We start from the raw sequence: 17,011 nt of genomic DNA, 5'->3' as shown, positions 1-17,011 counted from the left end.
GGGTTTTCGTCTTGGCTCAGCCGCTGTCCATCCGGAACGTCTCGGCGCGCTACGGCGCGACCACCGTCCTCAAGGACCTCTCGCTGGAGGTGGCCGAGGGCGAGCTCGTCTCGCTGCTCGGCGCCTCGGGCTGCGGCAAGACCACGACGCTGCGTCTCGTCGCGGGCTTCCTCGAGCCGAGCGCCGGCGAGATCCGGCTGGGTGCGCGCGACCTCACGCGCCTGCCCGCGCACCGGCGCGACATCGGCCTCGTGTTCCAGAACTACGCCCTGTTTCCCCATCTCGACGTCGCCTCCAACGTCAGCTACGGCCTGAAGCAGCGCGGCGTCGACAAGGCGGAGCGAGAGCGGCGCACATCGGCCATGCTGGAGCGCGTCGGCCTTTCCGCCTTTGCCGGCCGGATGCCGGCCGCCTTGTCGGGCGGTCAGAAGCAGCGCGTCGCGCTCGCCCGCGCGCTCGTGATCGAGCCGCCGCTCCTGATGTTCGACGAGCCACTCTCCAACCTCGATGCCAAGCTGCGTGTCGACATGCGCGTCGAGATCCGCGCCCTGCAGCGCGCCAACGGCACCACGGCCCTCTACGTCACGCACGACCAGGAGGAGGCCTTCTCGATTTCGGATCGCGTGGCCATCATGCGCGACGGGCGCATCCTCCAGCTCGACCGGCCGGAGGTGCTCTACAGCCGGCCGGTGGACAGCTTCGTCGCCCGCTTCGTCGGCTTCGAGAACCTCGTGCCCATGACGGTTCACGAGCGACGCGAGCGCGACGTCGTGGCCCGCACCGCCGACGGCGGCACGCTTCGTCTCGACCCCGAGCGCCTAGGCGCGATCCCGGACCGCTTCGTGCTCGCCACCCGCCCCGAAGGGCTCGGCGTCGAGACCGGCGAGGGCGAGGGCCTGCCCGCCGATCTCGGGCTGCGCACGTATCTTGGCCGCGCCTACCAGTACCAGTGCGGCACGGCGGCCGGGCCGCTGCTCGCGAACGGCGCGCTCGACCGTCCGCTCGAACCCGGCACCCGCGCCCGCCTCGTGCCGCGTCTCGAGCAGTGCGCCATCCTGCCGGCGAGCGCGTGAGCACAACGCTCCTTCACGATGCCCGCATCCTCACGATGGATGCGGCGGGCCGCGAGATCGAGCGCGGCTGGCTGCTGGTCGAGGGCGACACGATCCGCGCGCTCGGGTCCGGCGAGGCGCCGCCGCGGACGGAGGCCGAGCGCGTCGACTGCGCGGGCGATCTCGTCATGCCGGGCTTCGTCAACGCCCATGCCCATCTCGCCATGACCCTGTTCCGGGGTCTGGCCGAGGACATCGACGACCGACTCTACCGCTACATCCTGCCCCTGGAGCGCCGCTTCGTGACCGCCGAGGTGGTGCGCGCGGGAACGGCGCTGGCGGCGGCCGAGAGCATTCGGGGCGGCGTCACAACGCTCGCCGACATGTACTATTTCGAGACGCAGGTCGGACGCGTCCTCGCCCACGCCGGCCTTCGCGGCGTGGTGGGGCAGACCATCGCCGACTTCGCCGCCCCCGACCATGCCGACATGGAGGCGGGCTGGCGGCGCGTCGCCGACCTCGTCGCCGAGTTCGAAGAGCATCCGCTCGTCACCCCCTCGCTCGCCCCCCACGCGCCCTACTCCACAGGGCTTGCGACCCTGGAGCGCGTCGTGCGGTGGAGCGCCGACCATCCGGCGCTGCCCGTCCAGATGCATCTGGCCGAGAGCGATCTCGAAGTGCGCTGGGCGCGCGAGAACCACGACGCCACGCCGGTCCGGGCGATTGCGCCGACCGGCGTGCTCCGGGCCAACCTCCTCGGCGCCCACGTCATCCATGTGGACGAGCGCGACGTCGCGCTCCTGGCCGAGAACGGCGTGCGCGCGGCCACCAACCCGCGCTCCAACGGCAAGGCGGGGCGCGGCATCGCGCCGGTGGAGCGACTGCGCGCCGCCGGCATCCCGGTCGGCATCGGCACGGACGGACCGATGAGCGGCAACACGCTCGATCTCTTCGCACAGCTCGCGCCCGTCTCGATGTTCGCCAAGCTTCTGGCGGGCTCGCGCCGGCCGCTGCCGGCCCGCGACGTCGTTCGCATGGCCACCGTCGAGGGCGCCCGCGCGCTCGGACTGGAGGCGAGGATCGGCTCGCTGGAGCCGGGCAAACAGGCCGACCTCCTACGGGTCGACCTCTCGGCCGCGCGCCTCCAGCCGATCTACGACACGCACGCCGCGCTGGTCTTCGCAGCCACGCCGGCCGACATCCGCGCGACCATGGTCGCGGGCCGCTGGCTGATGCGCGACCGCGTGGTGGAAACGGTGGACGAGGCGAAGGCCGTCGCCGACGCGCGGCAGATCGCCCTCGCCTTCGGGGCCGAGATGCGGCGCATCGACGAGGGGACTGCGCCGTGACCCCCCGTCCGGTCCTCGTCGACACCGACCCCGGCCTCGACGATGCGCTGGCGATCCTTCTGGTGCTGGCCCATCCCGGCTTCGCGCTGCGCGGCGTCACCACGCTTGCCGGCAATATCGGCCTCGAGCGCACCTCGGCCAATGCCGGGGCGCTTCTGGCGCTGGCCGGCCGGCACGACGTGCCGCTCCATGCCGGCGCCGCCGCACCCTCGGTGCGGGCGGGCATCGACGAGGCGGCGATCCACGGCGCGGACGGGCTCGGGGGCGTCGCGCTGCCGGCCCCCGTTCCTGCGCGCACGGGATCGGCCGCCCGTTTCCTGGCCGAAACGCTGCGCACCGAGGCGGCGGGCACGATCGACCTTCTCTGCCTCGGGCCGCTCACCAACCTCGCACGTCTGCTCGAAGAGGCACCCGACGCCGCGCGACGCATCGGACGGGTCGTCGCCATGGGCGGGACGATCCGCGAACCCGGCAATGTCGGTCCGATGTCGGAGTTCAACCTCGCCTACGACCCGGAGGCCGCCGACGCGGTGCTGCGCGCCGGTCTCGACCTGACGCTCGTGCCGCTCGACGCCACGCGCCGCGTGCGGGCCTCGCGCGACACGGTGCGCGATCTCCTGGCGCTGTCCTCGCCGCTGGCCCGCAAGGCCGGCGAGATCGTGGAGGCCTACTTTCGCGATGCGGCGACGCGCGAAAGCCGCCCGTTGCACGACCCCTGCGTCCCGCTTCAGCTGCTGCGCCCCGACCTGTTTCCGGCGGAAACGCTGCATCTGCGCGTGGATCGTTCGGACGGGCCCGAGGCCGGTCGCCTCCACGTCGATCCGACCGGAGCACCCGCCAACGTCGCGCTCGGTGCGGACGGCGAGGCGGCGCTCGCCCTCTTCGTGCAGAGCCTTCGCTAGGCCGGCAGCTCGCGCTCCACCAGCGCGGTCCAGAAGCGCGCACCGGTGAGGAGCGCCGCGTCGTTGAAGTCGTAGGCCGAGTTGTGGTGCAGTGCCCCGTCCACCGCCGGGCCGTTGCCGAGCCAGACGTAGGCTGCGGGAACGCGGCCGAAGAAGGCGAAATCGTCGCCGGCGGTGGACGGCGGGAACGCGGTGCGCACGCGTCCGCCGGTCGCAGCCCTGGCGGCTTCCAGCGCCGATGCCGTCGCCTCGGGCTCGTTCACCACGGGCGGGATGCGGCGGATGAATCGGTAGTCGGCCGCAATGCCGAAGGTCATGGCCACGCCCTGCGCCAGTTGACCGATCTCGGCCTCCAGCTGGTCGCGAACCCCGGCCTCGTAGGCGCGCGCCGTTCCCCCGATCCGCACCTCGTCGGGAATGACGTTGAGCGCCGCGAAGTTTCCCGCCTCCAGCGCGCAGGCGCTGACCACGGCCGGCTGGAGCGGGTCGACGCGGCGCGCGACGATCGTGTGAAGGGCACTAAGGAACTGCGCGGCCGCCGTCACCGCGTCGCGCCCGAGATGGGGCTTGGCGCCATGCGTGCCGACGCCCCGGAAGGTGACGGTCCAGCTGTCGGAGGAGGCGAGCTGCGGCCCGGCCACCACCGCCATCTCGTCGGTCTCCAGACCCGGCATGTTGTGAAGGCCAAAGGCGCGCGCCACGGGAAAGCGCTTGAACAAGCCATCCTCGACCATCGCCTTGGCGCCGCCCCGTCCCTCTTCGGCGGGCTGGAACACGAAGTGCACCGTGCCGGAGAAGCGGCGCGTTCGGGCGAGATGCCGGGCGGCCGCAAGCAGCATCGCGGTATGCCCGTCGTGGCCGCAGGCATGCATGCGGTTCTCGGCGGTGGAACGCCAGGGCGGCGTGCCGACCTCGGGCATGGCGAGCGCGTCCATGTCGGCTCGCAGCATGATGGCCCGCGTCCCCTCGCCCGCCTGCAGGGTGCCGACGAGGCCGGTCCGCCCGAGGCCGCGCGTCACCGTGATCCCCGCCTCCTCCAGCTGCGCCGCGACGATCGCACTCGTGCGATGTTCCTCGAAGCCGAGCTCGGGATGGGCATGGAGATCGCGCCGGAGCGCGGTCATCGCCTCGATCTCGAAGCCGTCCCGGTCGCCGCCGTCCATCATGACTGGTTCCTTCCGCGCCTGTTCGCTAATTCCTTGCAGCCGTTCCCCAGCCGGAGAGCAAGCCCTGTCCGCACCGCCATCCATTCCCGATCCGCATGAATTCTGGCAGGAACTCCACCCGCCCGGCACGTTCGAGGCCGCGCCGTCCAGCGGCCATCGCGGCGCCTATCCCGCAAGCCTTCCCGACGGGCGGCAAATCCTCCTGCCGATCCGCGTGCTGCCGGGCGACGGCTCCAGGGCGGTCGCCTCGCTGATCGTGAACCAGGCGAGCTTCGCGGTCGAGGACGCGCTGGCGGACGCGGTGGCCGACCTTGCAAGGCCTCTTGCGCCCGAGGTCGTGGTGGGCGTTCCGACGCTCGGCCTCCCGCTGGCGAACGGGGTCGCGCGCCGGCTCGGCCACGCGCGGATGGTGGCGCTCGGGACCTCGCGCAAGTTCTGGTACGACGAGAAGCTCAGCCAGCCGCTGCGCTCGATCACCAGCCCCGGCGCCGGCAAGACGCTCTACCTCGACCCGCGTATGCTGCCGCTGATCGAGGGCCGGCGCGTCCTCCTGATCGACGACGTCCTCAGCACCGGTGCCTCGATCGGCTCGGCCCTGCGCCTTCTGGAGGCGGCGGGCTGCCGGCCGGTCGCGGTCGGGGCGGCCATGCTGCAGGGCGAGCTCTGGCGCGACGTCCTGGAAAGCGTGGCGCCCGGCCTGCGGGTGGTCGCCGCGCTGCGCTCGCCGCGCCTCGCACGCCGAACCGACGGCCGCTACGAGCCGGCAGCCTGACGGGCGGTGCGTTCCCAAGCCGATCGGGATCCCGGCTGCGCCGATGCGTCACCGGCCTTGCAGGAGAACCTTTCCCTTGCGTCCGGGCCTGCGGGTGGCCGCGAGGGCGTCGGCGTAGCGATCGAGCGGGATGATGGCCTCGACCGGAAGCGTGAGCCGGCCCTCTGACGCCTCGGCGACGAGTTCCTCCAGGAGACCGCCGATCGTCTCCGGCGACAAGCCCGACTGGGCGGCCCAGAAGCCGCGCACCGTGATCTGCTGAAAGATCGCGACCGATGGATCGAGGCGGATCGGTTCTCCGCTCAGCGCGCCGAAGATGACGATCTCGCCGCCCTCCGCGACCAGCCGCGCCAGTTGCGCCGGGCCGTCGCCACCGATCGAGTCCAGTCCCGCGCGGACCCGGCCGTCGCCGATCAGATCGCGGGCGCGGGTATCCCAGTCGGGCTACTCGGTCGACACGACACGGGTGATGCCGACGGCGGCCAGCTCATCGACCGCGGCATCGCGGCGAACGAGACCGAGAACGTTGATGCCCTGCTCTGCGGCGAAGCGCGACACGAGACGTCCCACCGCGCCGTTGGCGCTGTTCTGAACCAGCCAGTCGCCGCGCCCGAGCCCCAGTGTCGCCAGCAGCATCCGGGCGCTGAGCGGCATCGCGATGAGCTGGCAGGCGGTCTCGTCGGCGATCGCATCCGGCACGGGGCGCGCCTGCCGGGCATCCACCAGATAGCGGTCCGCCCAGGTCTGGCGCGCGCCGCCGGTGACGCGTTGGCCGACCCGAAGGTGATCCACGCCGTCGCCGAGCGCCTCCACGATGCCGAGCGCCTCGGTGCCCCCGACCGCCGGAAGCGGCGGCTTGTGACCGTAGGTCCCCGCGATCGTCATCAGGTCGTGGTTGTGGATCGGGGACAGGACCATGCGCAGCCGCGCCTCGCCCGGCCCGGGAGCCGGCGGTTCGCGCTCGGACAGGCTCAACACCTCGGCGGGGTCGCCGAAACGGTCGAAGACGAGGCTGCGCATGATGCAAGGTCCCAGTTCGGATGTGCGATGCCCCACAACTAGGTCGCAACCACCGATCGGGGATCCGCTGCCGCGACGGCACGGCTCGTGCGTGACGAAGCGGTCGGCGGAGCGGTCGCGCGCCGGACCCTGCACATGTCCTGTTCGTGCCTCGCAGGCGGGCTAGCGTACGATCTCCGGCGAGAGAGGCTCGATCCGCACCGTATCCCCCTCGCGCGAGCTCTGGAGCGCCGCGAGGCCGCAGAGCACGGACATGGCGCCCGCGCGCGAGCCCGCGCGCTGGCGGAGGCGGTCGTTGGAGCCGGGGCGGAAGATCATGTCGCGCATGCGGTTGTCGCCGCCGTAGTGCCCGCCGGGCTCATGCGGCACCCAGATGCGCTCCACCCCGCCGCCGAAGCTCTTGACGAGCAGGATCTCGTCGGCCGGCGGCTCGCTCCAGGGCTGCTTCTCGTACTGCCGCATCTCGATGCGGCCGCGATGGCCGTTGAAGGCGATATGGTGGCCCTCGATCGGCATGTAGGTGTTGAGTGAGTAGGAGACCTGGACGCCGCTGGCGTAGCGGATCGCCGCGGTCATCGTGTCGGGGATGTCGATATCCTCGCGGAAGACGCAGGCGTCGCGATGGTAGCCGTCGACGCTCGACGGGTCTTCATAGAGCGTGTCGAGGAACGGGTCGGCGGCAAGGTCCATGTAGTAGTCGCACGCGTCCTTGTGCGGGCAGGTGCGGCAGCGCTCGCCCCGGAACGGGCCGTTGCGGCCGTAATGGAGAAGCTGGCCGAAGCCCTTCACCTCGGCCGGATCGGAGTCGAGGTACCAGTTCAGAAGGTCGAAATGGTGGGTCGCCTTGTGGACGAAGAGCGAGCCCGAATGGCGCGTGAAGGCGTGCCAGCGCCGGAAGTAGTCGGCCCCGTGCCGGTTATCGAGGTACCAGTGGAAGTCCACCGAGGTGACCTCGCCGATCGCGCCCTCCTCGATCAGCTCCTTGATGCGCGCGGCGGTCGGCGAGAAGCGGTAGTTGAAGGAGACGTCGACGCGCCGGCCGGTGCGCTGCTCCGCCTCGCGGATGCGCGCGACCTTCTCGCGCGTCGTCGCCATGGGCTTCTCGGAGATGACGTCGGCTCCCGCCTCCAGTGCGCGCACCACGATATCGTCGTGCGTGTCGTCGGGCGTGCAGACGATCACGAGCTCGGGCCGCAGCTCCGAGAGCATGCGGTCGACATCGTCGTAGAGCGGCGCATCCGACCCGATCATCGCGCGCGCCCGCTCGGCGCGCATGAGGTTCAGGTCGCAGATGCCGACGAGTTCCACGAACTCGCTCCACCCGTCGAGGAGCTCGCGTCCCCACATGGTGGTGCCGCGATTGCCCGTGCCGACCAGCGCGTAGCGCGTGCGCTTCCTGCCCATGTCCATGCCCTTGCGCCCTCTCAGCAAACCGTCCGGTAACGCTCGACGCAGGTGCGCACCACCTCGCCGATCGGCCGCGTGCCCCATCGCGTCGAGAAGATCTCGACCTCCTGCGGTCCATGGAAGCCCGCCGTCTCGATCAGGGCGCGGAAGCGCCTGAGGTCGATCACCCCGTCGCCCATCATGCCGCGGTCGTTGAGCGGGTCCGTGGTGGGCACCAGCCAGTCGCAGACATGGTGGGCGAGAATGCGCCCGCCCCGGCCCGCCCGCTCGATCTGCGCTTCCAGCTCGGGGTCCCACCAGACATGGTAGACGTCGATCGCGACGCCGACGCCGCTCCCGAGCTCGTCGCACAGGTCGAGCGACTGCTTGAGCGTGTTGATGCAGGCGCGGTCCGCCGCGTAGGTGGGGTGGAGCGGCTCGATCGCCAGCGGCACGCCGGCAGCGCGCGCATAGGGCAGAAGCTCGGCCATGCCGTCCGCGACCATGGCGCGCGCGCCCGGCAGATCGCGCGAGCCCGGCGGCAGGCCGCCCACCACCATCACGAGGCACGCGGCGCCGAGCGCGGCCGCCTCGTCCACGGCGCGCCGGTTCGCCTCGAGCGCGGCAAGCCGACCCTGAGCATCGGCGGCGGGAAAGAAGCCGCCCCGGCAGTGGCCGGTGACGCGCAGCCCGTTGAGCGCGACGATGCGCGTGGCCTCCGCCAGGTCACCGACATATTCGCGCCAGGGCGAGATGGCGGTGACGCCCTCCGCAAGGCACGCGTCGACGATCGCGCCGAAGCTGCCGCCCTGGCGCAGGGTCGCGAAGTTGATGGACAGCCCCTCGACGCTCATGCGACGCCCCGCAGCTCGAGAAAGCGGCCCATGCGCCGCGCGGCGAGATCGGGCTCGGCGAGCGCGCCCGCCCGGTCGGCGAGGCGGAAGAGCTCCGAAAAGTGCAGCGTCGAGCGCGCGCTCTCCTGCCCGCCCACCATGGTGAAGTGGCTCTGCAGCCCGTTCAGCCAGGCCAGGAAGACGACGCCCGTCTTGTAGAAGCGGGTGGGCGCGCGGAAGATGTGGCGCGACAGGGCGACCGTCGGCTCCAGCGTGTCGTGAAACTCGTTGAGAGAGCCGCGGCTGAGGCTGGCCAGCGCCTGCGAGGCGGCGGGCGCGATGGCGTCGAAGATGCCGAGCAGGGCGTCGGAATGGCCCTCCTCGTCGCCCGCGATGAGCTCGGCATAGTTGAAGTCGTCGCCCGTATACATGCGCACGCCCGCCGGCAGCCGGCGGCGCATGGCGATCTCCTTGTCCTTCGACAGGAGCGAGATCTTGATGCCGTCGATCTTCGCCGCGTTCGCCTCGATCATCGCGAGGCACGTGTCCATGGCTCGGCCATGGTCGCGCGAGCCCCAGTACCCCTCCAGCGCGGGATCGAACATCTCGCCGAGCCAATGGATGATGACGGGGCTTCGCACGCCGGAGAGAACGCGGCCATAGACCTCGAGGTAGTCGTCGGGGCTCCGCGCGGCGGCCGCGAGCGCCCGGCTCGCCATCAGGATGACGCGCCCGCCCTCGCCTTCCACGAAGCCGGTCTGCGCCTCGTAGGCGGCCGCGATGTCGCCCGGCGACAGCGCGGGATCGGGCGCCAGATGGTCGGTGCCGGCCCCGCAGGCGATCAGGGCATCGTCGCGCGAGCGCGCCTCCTTGAGCGAGCGGCGGATCAGCTCCTGCGCGTCCGGCCAGGACAGACCCATGCCACGCTGGGCCGTGTCCATCGCCTCGGCGACGCCGAGGCCGAGGTCCCAGAGCCGGTGGCGGAATCGCAGCGTCGCCTCCCAGTCGATCGCCGGCTCGAGCCAGGGGTCGGAGGGCGCGAGCGGATCGGCGACGACGTGGGCGGCGGCATAGGCGACGCGGTTGAAGTCCGCGGCGCTGCGGCGCTCGAGCGGAACAGGCGTGCCGGCGAGACGGTAGGGCTCGACGCGTCCCGCGTCGGTGGGAAGGCGGATCTCGGTCACGGGAGCGCCCCTCAGGCCGCCATCTGCCGACGGGCGAGCGAGGGCACGTCGAGCCAGCGCCGCTCGCGCCAGGACCGAAGGCCCAGCTCGGCGAGCTGGACGCCCTTCACGCCTTCCATCAAGCCGTAGGACCAGGGCGCCCCTTCCGCCAAGTGGCGCACGAACATCTCCCACTGCGCCTTGAAACCGTTGTCGTAGCTGACCGTATCGGGCACCTCGTCCCAGGTCCGGTAGAAGTCGATCGTCTGCGGCTGGTCGGGATTCCAGACGGGCTTGGGCGTGTTGACGCGATGCTGGGTCCAGCACTTCGTGAGCCCCGCCACCGCCGAGCCGTGCGTGCCGTCGACCTGGAAGGTCACGAGGTCGTCGCGGCGCACGCGCACGGTCCAGGATGAGTTGATCTGGGCGATCACACCGCCTTCCAGCTCGAAGGTCGCATAGGCCGCGTCGTCGGCGTCCGCCTGGTAGCGCTGGCCGCGCTCGTCGGTGCGGCTCGGGATGTGCGTCGCGCCCAGGCAGGAGACGGCGCGCACCTCGCCGAAGAGGTTGTCGAGCACGTAGCGCCAGTGGCAGAGCATGTCGAGGATGATGCCGCCGCCGTCCTTGGCGCGGTAGTTCCAGGACGGCCGCTGGGCGGGCTGGAGGTCGCCCTCGAAGACCCAGTAGCCGAACTCGCCGCGCACCGACAGGATCTGCCCGAAGAAGCCGGCGTCGCGCAGCATGGCGAGCTTGCGCAGGCCCGGCAGGAAGAGCTTGTCCTGCACCACGCCGTGGCGCACGCCGGAACGCTCGGCGAGCTCGGCCACGGCGAGCGCCTCCTCCATCGTGTCGGCGATGGGCTTCTCGCAGTAGACGTCCTTGCCCGCCTCGATCGCCTTGGCGATGAGGCCGGCGCGCATCTGCGTCGTGCCGGCGTCGAAGAACAGCGTGTCGTCGGGGTTGCGGAGCGCGGCGTCGACGTCGGTGGTCCAGCGCTCGACGCCGTGGCGGCGCGCGATCTCCTCGATCTTCGCACCGTTGCGGCCGACCAGGATGGGATCGAGCGAGACGCGCTCGCCGGTGGATAGCTGGACGCCGCCCTGGTCGCGGATCGCGAGCACCGAGCGCACCAGATGCTGGTTGTAGCCCATGCGGCCCGTGATGCCGTGCATGATGACGCCGATGCGCTTCATCGCTGATCCTCCCTGGCGATCGATCGCCGGGATCCGACGTCGAACTTGTAACCGTTTGGTTATTTGTTGGGCGCAGGCGGGCGTCTTGTCAACCGGCCTTACGATGTCGATCGGACATGTTTGTCAGGCGCGAACCGAGGCGAGCACGGTCGCCACGATATGGTCGCCCCACCGGTCGAGCTCGCCCCTGGCCTGCAGGTCGCGCCGGAAGATGGCGGACAGCGTGTAGCGGTTGGAGCGGTGGAACCATGAGAGCGAGGCGATGGTCATGTAGACCGTGACCGGGTCGAGGTCCGGCTTGAAGACGCCGCGCTCGGCCCCGCGCGCCAGGACGCCCGCCAGTTCCGAGATGAAGTTCGAGTGCATCTCCGCGATGCCTGGCGCCTGCCGGAGATAGCGGGCGTGATTGAGATTTTCCGTCGAAAGGATGCTCAGGAATTCCGGGTGGTCGAGGTAGTAGTGCCACGTGAAGAGCGCCAGTTCGCGCAGGCCCTCCTCGGGCTCGCGGCGCGCGAGGTCCAGCCGTCGCTCGGCCTGGCGGATATGCCGGTAGGTCTCCTCCAGAACGGCGAGGTAGAGCCCGTCCTTGTCGCCGAAGTAGTGGTAGATCATCCGCTTGTTGGTCGCCGCGCGGCGCGCCACGACATCGACGCGCGCGCCCGCCAGCCCCTTCTCGGCGATCTCGCGCCGTGCCGCCTCCAGGATCGCGGCGCGGGTCTTCTCCGGATTGCGCGCGAGGCGCTGCGCGCGCGAGGCGGCGGGCGGCTTGTGGTCGAATTTCGTTTCGGCTTGATCGACGTCGCCCAACCGGCGCCCTCCTGCTTGACATCGCCTTGGATCGATGCGCACCCTTGTAACCAATCAGTTATAAGCCGGCAACAAAGCCGGTGCGCAACCAACGAAAACCGGTGCGCCGTGCCCCGCAAAGCGGGGCCGCCAAGGGAGGAATGCGATGATCCAGTCCGTGACGCGGCGTGCCCTCCTGCAGGGCGGTGCGGCTTCGCTCTCGCTCCTTGCGCTGGGTGGAGGCCGCGCGCTCGCGCAGGACAGCCGCCTGCGCTTCCTGTGGTGGGGCAGTCAGGAGCGCGCCGACCGCACGCAGGTCGCGATCGGCGCCTACAAGAGCGTCGCGCCGGGCACGCAGATCGTCGGCGAGTTCGCCGGCTGGTCGGACTACTGGCCGCGCCTCGCCACGCAGGTCGCGGGCCGCAACGCGCCCGACCTCATCCAGATGGACTACCGCTACATCTTCGAATACGCGCGGCGCGGCGCCCTGATGCCGCTGGATGAGGCGGTCGGCGGCGCGCTGGCGATCAACGACTTCGGCCAGGCCAACATCGACTCGGGCCGTGTCGACGGCAAGCTCTACGGCGTGAACCTCGGGGTCAACTCCTCCTCGATCTGCTTCAACGCCAAGATGTGGGAGGATGCCAAGGCTGAGCCGCCCGCCCCCGGCCAAACGTGGGACCAGATCACCGAGAGCGCCAAGCGCTTTGCCGCCAACCGCGCTCGACCCGGCGTCTTCGCGCTGGCCGACGGTGGCGGCACGGAGCCGGCCTTAGAGCTGTGGCTGCGCCAGCGCGGCAAGGCGCTCTACACGAACGATGCCAAGCTCGGCTACGACGCGGCCGACGCCGCGGCCTGGTTCCAGTTGTGGGCCGACCTGCGCGAGGCCAAGGCCTGCGTGCCCGCCGACGTCCAGGCGCTCGACCAGCTCAACATCGAGTCCAACGCGCTCACCACCGGCAAGGCGGCCACCGCCTTCATGCACTCCAACCAGTTCGTGGGCTACCAGAAGCTCAATAAGGCGAAGCTGACGCTCGGTCCCTATCCGCGCCTGTCGGCCGAAGCGCCGTCCGGCCACTACCTCAAGCCATCGATGCTGATCAGCCTTTCGGCCAACGCGCCCAAGGATCCGGCGCTGGCCTTCGCCAACTTCCTGGTGGCCAACCCCGAGGGCGTGAAGGCGCTCGGCGTCGAGCGCGGCGTGCCGGCCTCCGAGTCCATGCGCGCCGTCCTGACGCCGAGCCTCAGCGAGACCGACCGCGCGATGGTGGACTATATCGCGCTGATCACGCCGGAGGCGGGCCCGCTTCCGCCCTCGCCGCCGCCGGGCGCGGGCGAACTCGCCTTCGTGCTCAAGCGGCTCAACGAGGAGGTCGGCTTCGAGCGGACGGCGCCGGAGGCGGCCGGCGAGGCTCTCGTCAACGAAGCGAACGCCATCCTCCAGCGGGGCTGAGCGGTGAGCGTCCAGACCGGGGAAGCCGGCCTGCCGAGCGCATCCGTGCCCCGTGCGCCGGCGTCCGTCAGCGCGCGGGCCCGCCGGCTCTCGGGCAACGGGGCGGCCTATCTCTTTCTTCTGCCTTGGCTCGTCGGCTTCTTTGGCCTGACGCTCGGTCCGGCGCTGGCCTCGCTCTACCTCTCCTTCACCGACTACGACCTCATCCGCTCGCCCAACTGGGTGGGTGCTGCGAACTACGTGCGTATCGCGACCGCCGACCCGAAGTTCGCGGCCGCAATGCAGGTGACCTTCCTCTACGTCGCGCTGTCGGTGCCGCTGAAGCTCGTTTTCGCGCTGCTCGTCGCGATGGCCTTCAACCGGGGCCTCAAGGGCCTCACGGTCTACCGCGCGATCTTCTACCTGCCCTCGCTGCTCGGCTCTTCGGTCGCCATCGCCGTGCTGTGGCGCCAGCTCTTCGCCTCCGACGGGCTCGTGAACCTCGCGCTCTGGAAACTCTTCGGCATCGAGGGGCCAAGCTGGGTCTCGAACCCCGACTACGCCCTCTACACGCTGGTCGTGCTGGCTGTCTGGCAGTTCGGCTCGCCCATGATCATCTTCCTCGCCGGGCTTCGCCAGATCCCCGCCGACATGTACGAGGCGGCCGAGATCGACGGCGCCTCCAAGACGCGACAGTTCTTCCGCATCACGCTGCCGCTCCTGACGCCCGTGATCTTCTTCAACGCGGTGATCCAGACGATCGACGCGTTCAAGGCCTTCACGCCGGCCTTCGTGATCTCGGAAGGCACGGGCGGGCCGATCAACTCGACGCTCTTCTACACGCTCTACCTCTACCAGGAGGCCTTCGGCTTCCTGCGGATGGGCTACGCCTCGGCGCTGGCCTGGATCCTCGTCCTGATCGTCGCCCTGTTCACGGCCTTCTCGTTCCTGTCGGCTCGCTACTGGGTGCACTATGACGACTGACGCCGCCCCGCTCCGTGCCCTGCCTCCGCCCAAGCCCGTCCGCCGCCGCTTGGCGCTCCAGTCGGTTCTGATCCACGCGGCGCTGATCGCCGCCTCGCTCCTGATGCTCTATCCCATCCTGTGGATGGTGTCGGGCTCGGTGCGCCCGGCGGACGAACTCTTCGGCACCACCTCGCTCATCCCCTCGGCGGTGGACGTCTCGTCCTACGTGCGCGGCTGGACCGGGCTGCAGGTGAGCTTCGGCCGGTTCTTCTGGAACTCGCTCGTGATCTCGGTCTTCGCCACGCTCGGCAACGTGGTGGGCTGCTCGCTCGCCGCCTTTGCGTTCGCGCGGCTGCGCTTTGCGGGCCGAGACTTCTGGTTCGCGCTGATGCTGGGCACGTTGATGCTGCCCTACCACGTCGTCCTGATTCCCCAGTACATCATGTTCCTGGAGATGGGCTGGGTGAACACGGCGCTGCCGCTCATCGTGCCGAAGTACCTGGCGACCGATGCGTTCTTCATCTTCCTGATGGTGCAGTTCTTCCGCGGCATCCCGCGCGAGCTGGATGAGGCGGCGATCATGGACGGCTGCTCGCCCTGGCGGATCTACTGGCGCATCATGCTGCCGCTGTCGCTGCCCGTTCTCGCCACCGCCGCGATCTTCTCCTTCATCTGGACTTGGGACGATTTCTTCGGGCCGCTGATCTACCTCAACGACATCGACACCTACACGGTGCAGCTGGGCCTGCGCTCCTTCGTGGACTCGACCGGCGCTTCGGACTGGTCGTCGCTCTTCGCCATGTCCAACCTGTCGCTCATCCCCGTCTTCCTGTTCTTTCTCTTCTTCCAGCGCCTCTTGATCGAGGGCATCGCCACCACCGGCATGAAGCGCTGAGCCACGGGACCGCCATGACCATCCGCTTCGCCGTGATCGGCATCAACCACGACCACATCAACGGACAGGTCGGCTGCCTCCTGGCCGAGGGCGCCGAGTTCGCGGGCTTTTGCGCTGCCGAGGACGACCTCGCCGCCCCGTTCGCCGCGCGCTACGGGCAGGCACGGAGGGTGGACGACCCGCGCTGGATCCTGGACGACCCCTCGATCGACCTCGTGGTGAGTGCCGCCGTGCCGGCCGACCGCGCCGCGATCGCCGAGAGCGCGATGCGGGCCGGCAAGGACGTGATGCTCGACAAGCCGGGCATGACCACGATGGACCAGCTGGAAACGCTGCGCCGGACGCAGCGCGAGACCGGCCGCATCCTGTCGATCCTGTATTCCGAGCACTTCGAGAACCGCGCGACCGTCAAGGCGGGCGAGCTCGTGCGCGCGGGCGCGATAGGACAGGTCGTCTCCACCGCCGGCTTCGGGCCGCACCGCATGCGCCCCGCCGGCCGCCCCGGCTGGTTCTTCCAGCGCGAGCGCTACGGGGGCATCCTCGTCGACATCGCCTCGCACCAGTTCGAGCAGTTCCTGTTCTTCGCCGATGCAGAGGAGGCCGAGATCCTGTCGGCGCGCGTCGCCAACCGGGGACACCGCGAGCATCCAGGCGTGCAGGACACGGGCGACGCGCACCTGGCGACGCGCGACGTCAACGGCTTCATCCGCGTCGACTGGTTCACCCCCGAGGGCCTGCCGGTCTGGGGCGACGGGCGCCTCTTCATCACCGGCACCGAAGGCATGATCGAGCTGCGCAAGTATGTCGACGTCGCGGGGCGCCCCGGCGGGGACCACCTCTTCCTGACGGATGCCAAGGGCGTCCGGCATGTCGACTGTTCGGCCGAGCCCCTGCCCTACGGGCGCCAGCTCATCGCCGACATCCGCGACCGCACCGAGACCGCCATGCCGCAGGCGCGCTGCTTCAAGGCCATGGAGCTGGCGCTTCGGGCGCAAGCGATGGCGGAAGGAGCCCGCGCATGAGCCGGCGCTACCGGGTCGCCGTGGTCGGCTGCGGCATCGGCCGCTCGCATATCGAGGAGGGCTACCAGCCCAACGCCGCGCTGTTCGAGGTGGCCGCGCTCTGCGACCTCGACCCGGCGCGCCTCGGGTCGGTCGGCGACGCGTTCGGCGTCGAGGAGCGCGTCGCCGACTTCGACGCGCTGCTCGCGCGTCCCGACATCGACATCCTCGACATCTGCACGCCGCCCGCGCTCCACCGCGAGATGATCCTGAAGGCGCTCAATGCGGGCAAGCACGTCGTCTGCGAGAAGCCGCTGGTCGGCTCGCTCAAGGAGGTGGACGAGATCATCGAGGCCGAGACCCGCGCGCGCGGACGCCTCATGCCGATCTTCCAGTATCGCTACGGCGACGGGGCGATGCAGGCCAAGCGCATCATCGAGGCGGGCATCGCCGGCAAGCCCTATGCGGGCGTCGCCGAGACCTTCTGGCGGCGCACCGCCGAGTATTACGACAATCCCTGGCGCGGTCGCTGGCGCACCGAGCTCGGCGGCGTCCTGATGACCCACGCCATCCACATCCACGACCTCGCGACCTTCCTTCTCGGCCCGGTCGCCCGCGTCTTCGCGCGCACCGCCACGCGCGTGAACGCGATCGAGGTGGAGGACTGCGTGTCGGCCTCCTGGCTGATGGAGAACGGGGCGCTCCTCTCGGCCACCGCCACGCTCGGCAGCGTGGACGAGGTCAGCCGCCTGCGCCTCCACTTCGAGAACGTGACCTTCGAGAGCGCCCACACGGCGTATTCGCCGGGCGACGGTCCCTGGACCGTGCTTCCGGCCGACGACGAGACCGCGCGGCGGATCGAGGACGCGCTGGCGGGCTGGGAGCCGGTCGGTCGCCGCTTCCAGGGGCAGATGAAGGCCTTCCACGCCGCGCTGGACGCCGGTGGCCCGCCGCCCGTGACGAGCCTCGACGCGCGGCGCTCGCTGGAGCTCGTGACCGCGATCTACGAGTCGGCGGGAACGGGCCGCGACGTGGCGCTGCCGCTGGGAGCCGACCATCCGAAATACGCGAGCTGGCGCCCGGACGGGACTTGAG

The 17,011-nt window shown here is 70.4% G+C and carries 16 protein-coding genes and 1 pseudogene; 9 read left to right on the top strand and 8 right to left on the bottom strand.

The window, feature by feature from the left end:
* Positions 1-11: 11 nt before the first annotated feature.
* Genes BLQ76_RS06295 through BLQ76_RS06285 form a run of 3 tightly spaced genes read left to right on the top strand, consistent with a single transcriptional unit; the run spans position 12 to position 3,303 of the window.
* On the top strand, positions 12-1,073 hold the full coding sequence (locus tag BLQ76_RS06295) for an ABC transporter ATP-binding protein (protein ID WP_090670545.1): 1,062 nt from the start codon (positions 12-14) through the stop codon (positions 1,071-1,073).
* The gene (locus tag BLQ76_RS06290) at positions 1,070-2,401 is read left to right on the top strand and encodes an amidohydrolase family protein (RefSeq protein ID WP_244519495.1); all 1,332 of its coding nucleotides are present in this window, start codon (positions 1,070-1,072) and stop codon (positions 2,399-2,401) included. The genes BLQ76_RS06295 and BLQ76_RS06290 overlap by 4 nt, the downstream gene beginning before the upstream one ends.
* The gene (locus BLQ76_RS06285) at positions 2,398-3,303 is read left to right on the top strand and encodes a nucleoside hydrolase (RefSeq protein WP_090670542.1); all 906 of its coding nucleotides are present in this window, start codon (positions 2,398-2,400) and stop codon (positions 3,301-3,303) included. The genes BLQ76_RS06290 and BLQ76_RS06285 overlap by 4 nt, the downstream gene beginning before the upstream one ends.
* Here the strand turns inward: BLQ76_RS06285 and BLQ76_RS06280 are convergent.
* Positions 3,300-4,466: a M20 aminoacylase family protein gene (locus BLQ76_RS06280; protein WP_090670540.1), complete on the bottom strand. Its 1,167-nt coding sequence runs from the start codon at positions 4,464-4,466 to the stop codon at positions 3,300-3,302. The genes BLQ76_RS06285 and BLQ76_RS06280 overlap by 4 nt on opposite strands.
* Before the next feature lie 31 nt (positions 4,467-4,497).
* Between BLQ76_RS06280 and BLQ76_RS06275 the strand changes: the two genes are divergently transcribed.
* Positions 4,498-5,241 (top strand): phosphoribosyltransferase, encoded by a 744-nt coding sequence (locus tag BLQ76_RS06275; RefSeq protein ID WP_425285141.1) that lies wholly within the window; start codon positions 4,498-4,500, stop codon positions 5,239-5,241.
* A 48-nt stretch (positions 5,242-5,289) separates the two neighbouring features.
* On the opposite strand, the pseudogene BLQ76_RS22485 reads toward BLQ76_RS06275, so the two are convergent.
* The 7 genes and pseudogenes from BLQ76_RS22485 to BLQ76_RS06245 form a co-directional block, all read right to left on the bottom strand.
* A pseudogene (locus BLQ76_RS22485) lies at positions 5,290-5,670 on the bottom strand (zinc-binding dehydrogenase); the annotation flags it as partial.
* A 15-nt stretch (positions 5,671-5,685) separates the two neighbouring features.
* Positions 5,686-6,261, bottom strand: coding sequence for an alcohol dehydrogenase catalytic domain-containing protein (locus BLQ76_RS22480; RefSeq protein ID WP_244519494.1), 576 nt, complete (start codon positions 6,259-6,261; stop codon positions 5,686-5,688).
* 162 nt (positions 6,262-6,423) lie between these two features.
* Positions 6,424-7,665: a Gfo/Idh/MocA family protein gene (locus BLQ76_RS06265; RefSeq protein WP_170842510.1), complete on the bottom strand. Its 1,242-nt coding sequence runs from the start codon at positions 7,663-7,665 to the stop codon at positions 6,424-6,426.
* A 20-nt stretch (positions 7,666-7,685) separates the two neighbouring features.
* Positions 7,686-8,501, bottom strand: a complete 816-nt coding sequence (locus BLQ76_RS06260; protein WP_090670531.1) for a sugar phosphate isomerase/epimerase family protein — start codon at positions 8,499-8,501, stop codon at positions 7,686-7,688.
* Entirely contained in the window at positions 8,498-9,664 is a 1,167-nt protein-coding gene (locus BLQ76_RS06255; RefSeq protein ID WP_090670527.1) for a dihydrodipicolinate synthase family protein, read from the bottom strand. The genes BLQ76_RS06260 and BLQ76_RS06255 overlap by 4 nt, the downstream gene beginning before the upstream one ends.
* An 11-nt stretch (positions 9,665-9,675) precedes the next feature.
* A complete protein-coding gene (locus BLQ76_RS06250; protein ID WP_090670524.1) occupies positions 9,676-10,836 on the bottom strand; it encodes a Gfo/Idh/MocA family protein in 1,161 nt (386 codons plus the stop codon).
* A gap of 123 nt (positions 10,837-10,959) precedes the next feature.
* Complete coding sequence (locus BLQ76_RS06245; RefSeq protein WP_090670522.1) at positions 10,960-11,643, bottom strand: TetR/AcrR family transcriptional regulator; 684 nt, start codon at positions 11,641-11,643, stop codon at positions 10,960-10,962.
* A gap of 145 nt (positions 11,644-11,788) precedes the next feature.
* On the opposite strand from BLQ76_RS06245, the gene BLQ76_RS06240 reads away from it, so the two are divergent.
* The 5 genes from BLQ76_RS06240 to BLQ76_RS06220 are packed head-to-tail and all read left to right on the top strand — an operon-like array spanning position 11,789 to position 17,010.
* Positions 11,789-13,075, top strand: a complete 1,287-nt coding sequence (locus tag BLQ76_RS06240; protein ID WP_090670519.1) for an ABC transporter substrate-binding protein — start codon at positions 11,789-11,791, stop codon at positions 13,073-13,075.
* 45 nt (positions 13,076-13,120) lie between these two features.
* A complete protein-coding gene (locus tag BLQ76_RS06235; RefSeq protein WP_090671373.1) occupies positions 13,121-14,038 on the top strand; it encodes a carbohydrate ABC transporter permease in 918 nt (305 codons plus the stop codon).
* On the top strand, positions 14,028-14,915 hold the full coding sequence (locus tag BLQ76_RS06230) for a carbohydrate ABC transporter permease (RefSeq protein ID WP_090670517.1): 888 nt from the start codon (positions 14,028-14,030) through the stop codon (positions 14,913-14,915). Before BLQ76_RS06235 ends, BLQ76_RS06230 begins: the two co-directional genes overlap by 11 nt.
* Before the next feature lie 14 nt (positions 14,916-14,929).
* Positions 14,930-15,937 (top strand): Gfo/Idh/MocA family protein, encoded by a 1,008-nt coding sequence (locus tag BLQ76_RS06225; RefSeq protein ID WP_090670515.1) that lies wholly within the window; start codon positions 14,930-14,932, stop codon positions 15,935-15,937.
* On the top strand, positions 15,934-17,010 hold the full coding sequence (locus tag BLQ76_RS06220) for a Gfo/Idh/MocA family protein (RefSeq protein WP_090670512.1): 1,077 nt from the start codon (positions 15,934-15,936) through the stop codon (positions 17,008-17,010). The genes BLQ76_RS06225 and BLQ76_RS06220 overlap by 4 nt, the downstream gene beginning before the upstream one ends.
* The last annotated feature ends 1 nt before the right edge of the window (position 17,011 follow it).

Source organism: Aureimonas jatrophae, from assembly GCF_900104035.1.
In the GTDB taxonomy this organism is placed as follows: domain Bacteria; phylum Pseudomonadota; class Alphaproteobacteria; order Rhizobiales; family Rhizobiaceae; genus Aureimonas; species Aureimonas jatrophae.
This window is presented reverse-complemented; position numbering and strand designations above follow the sequence as displayed.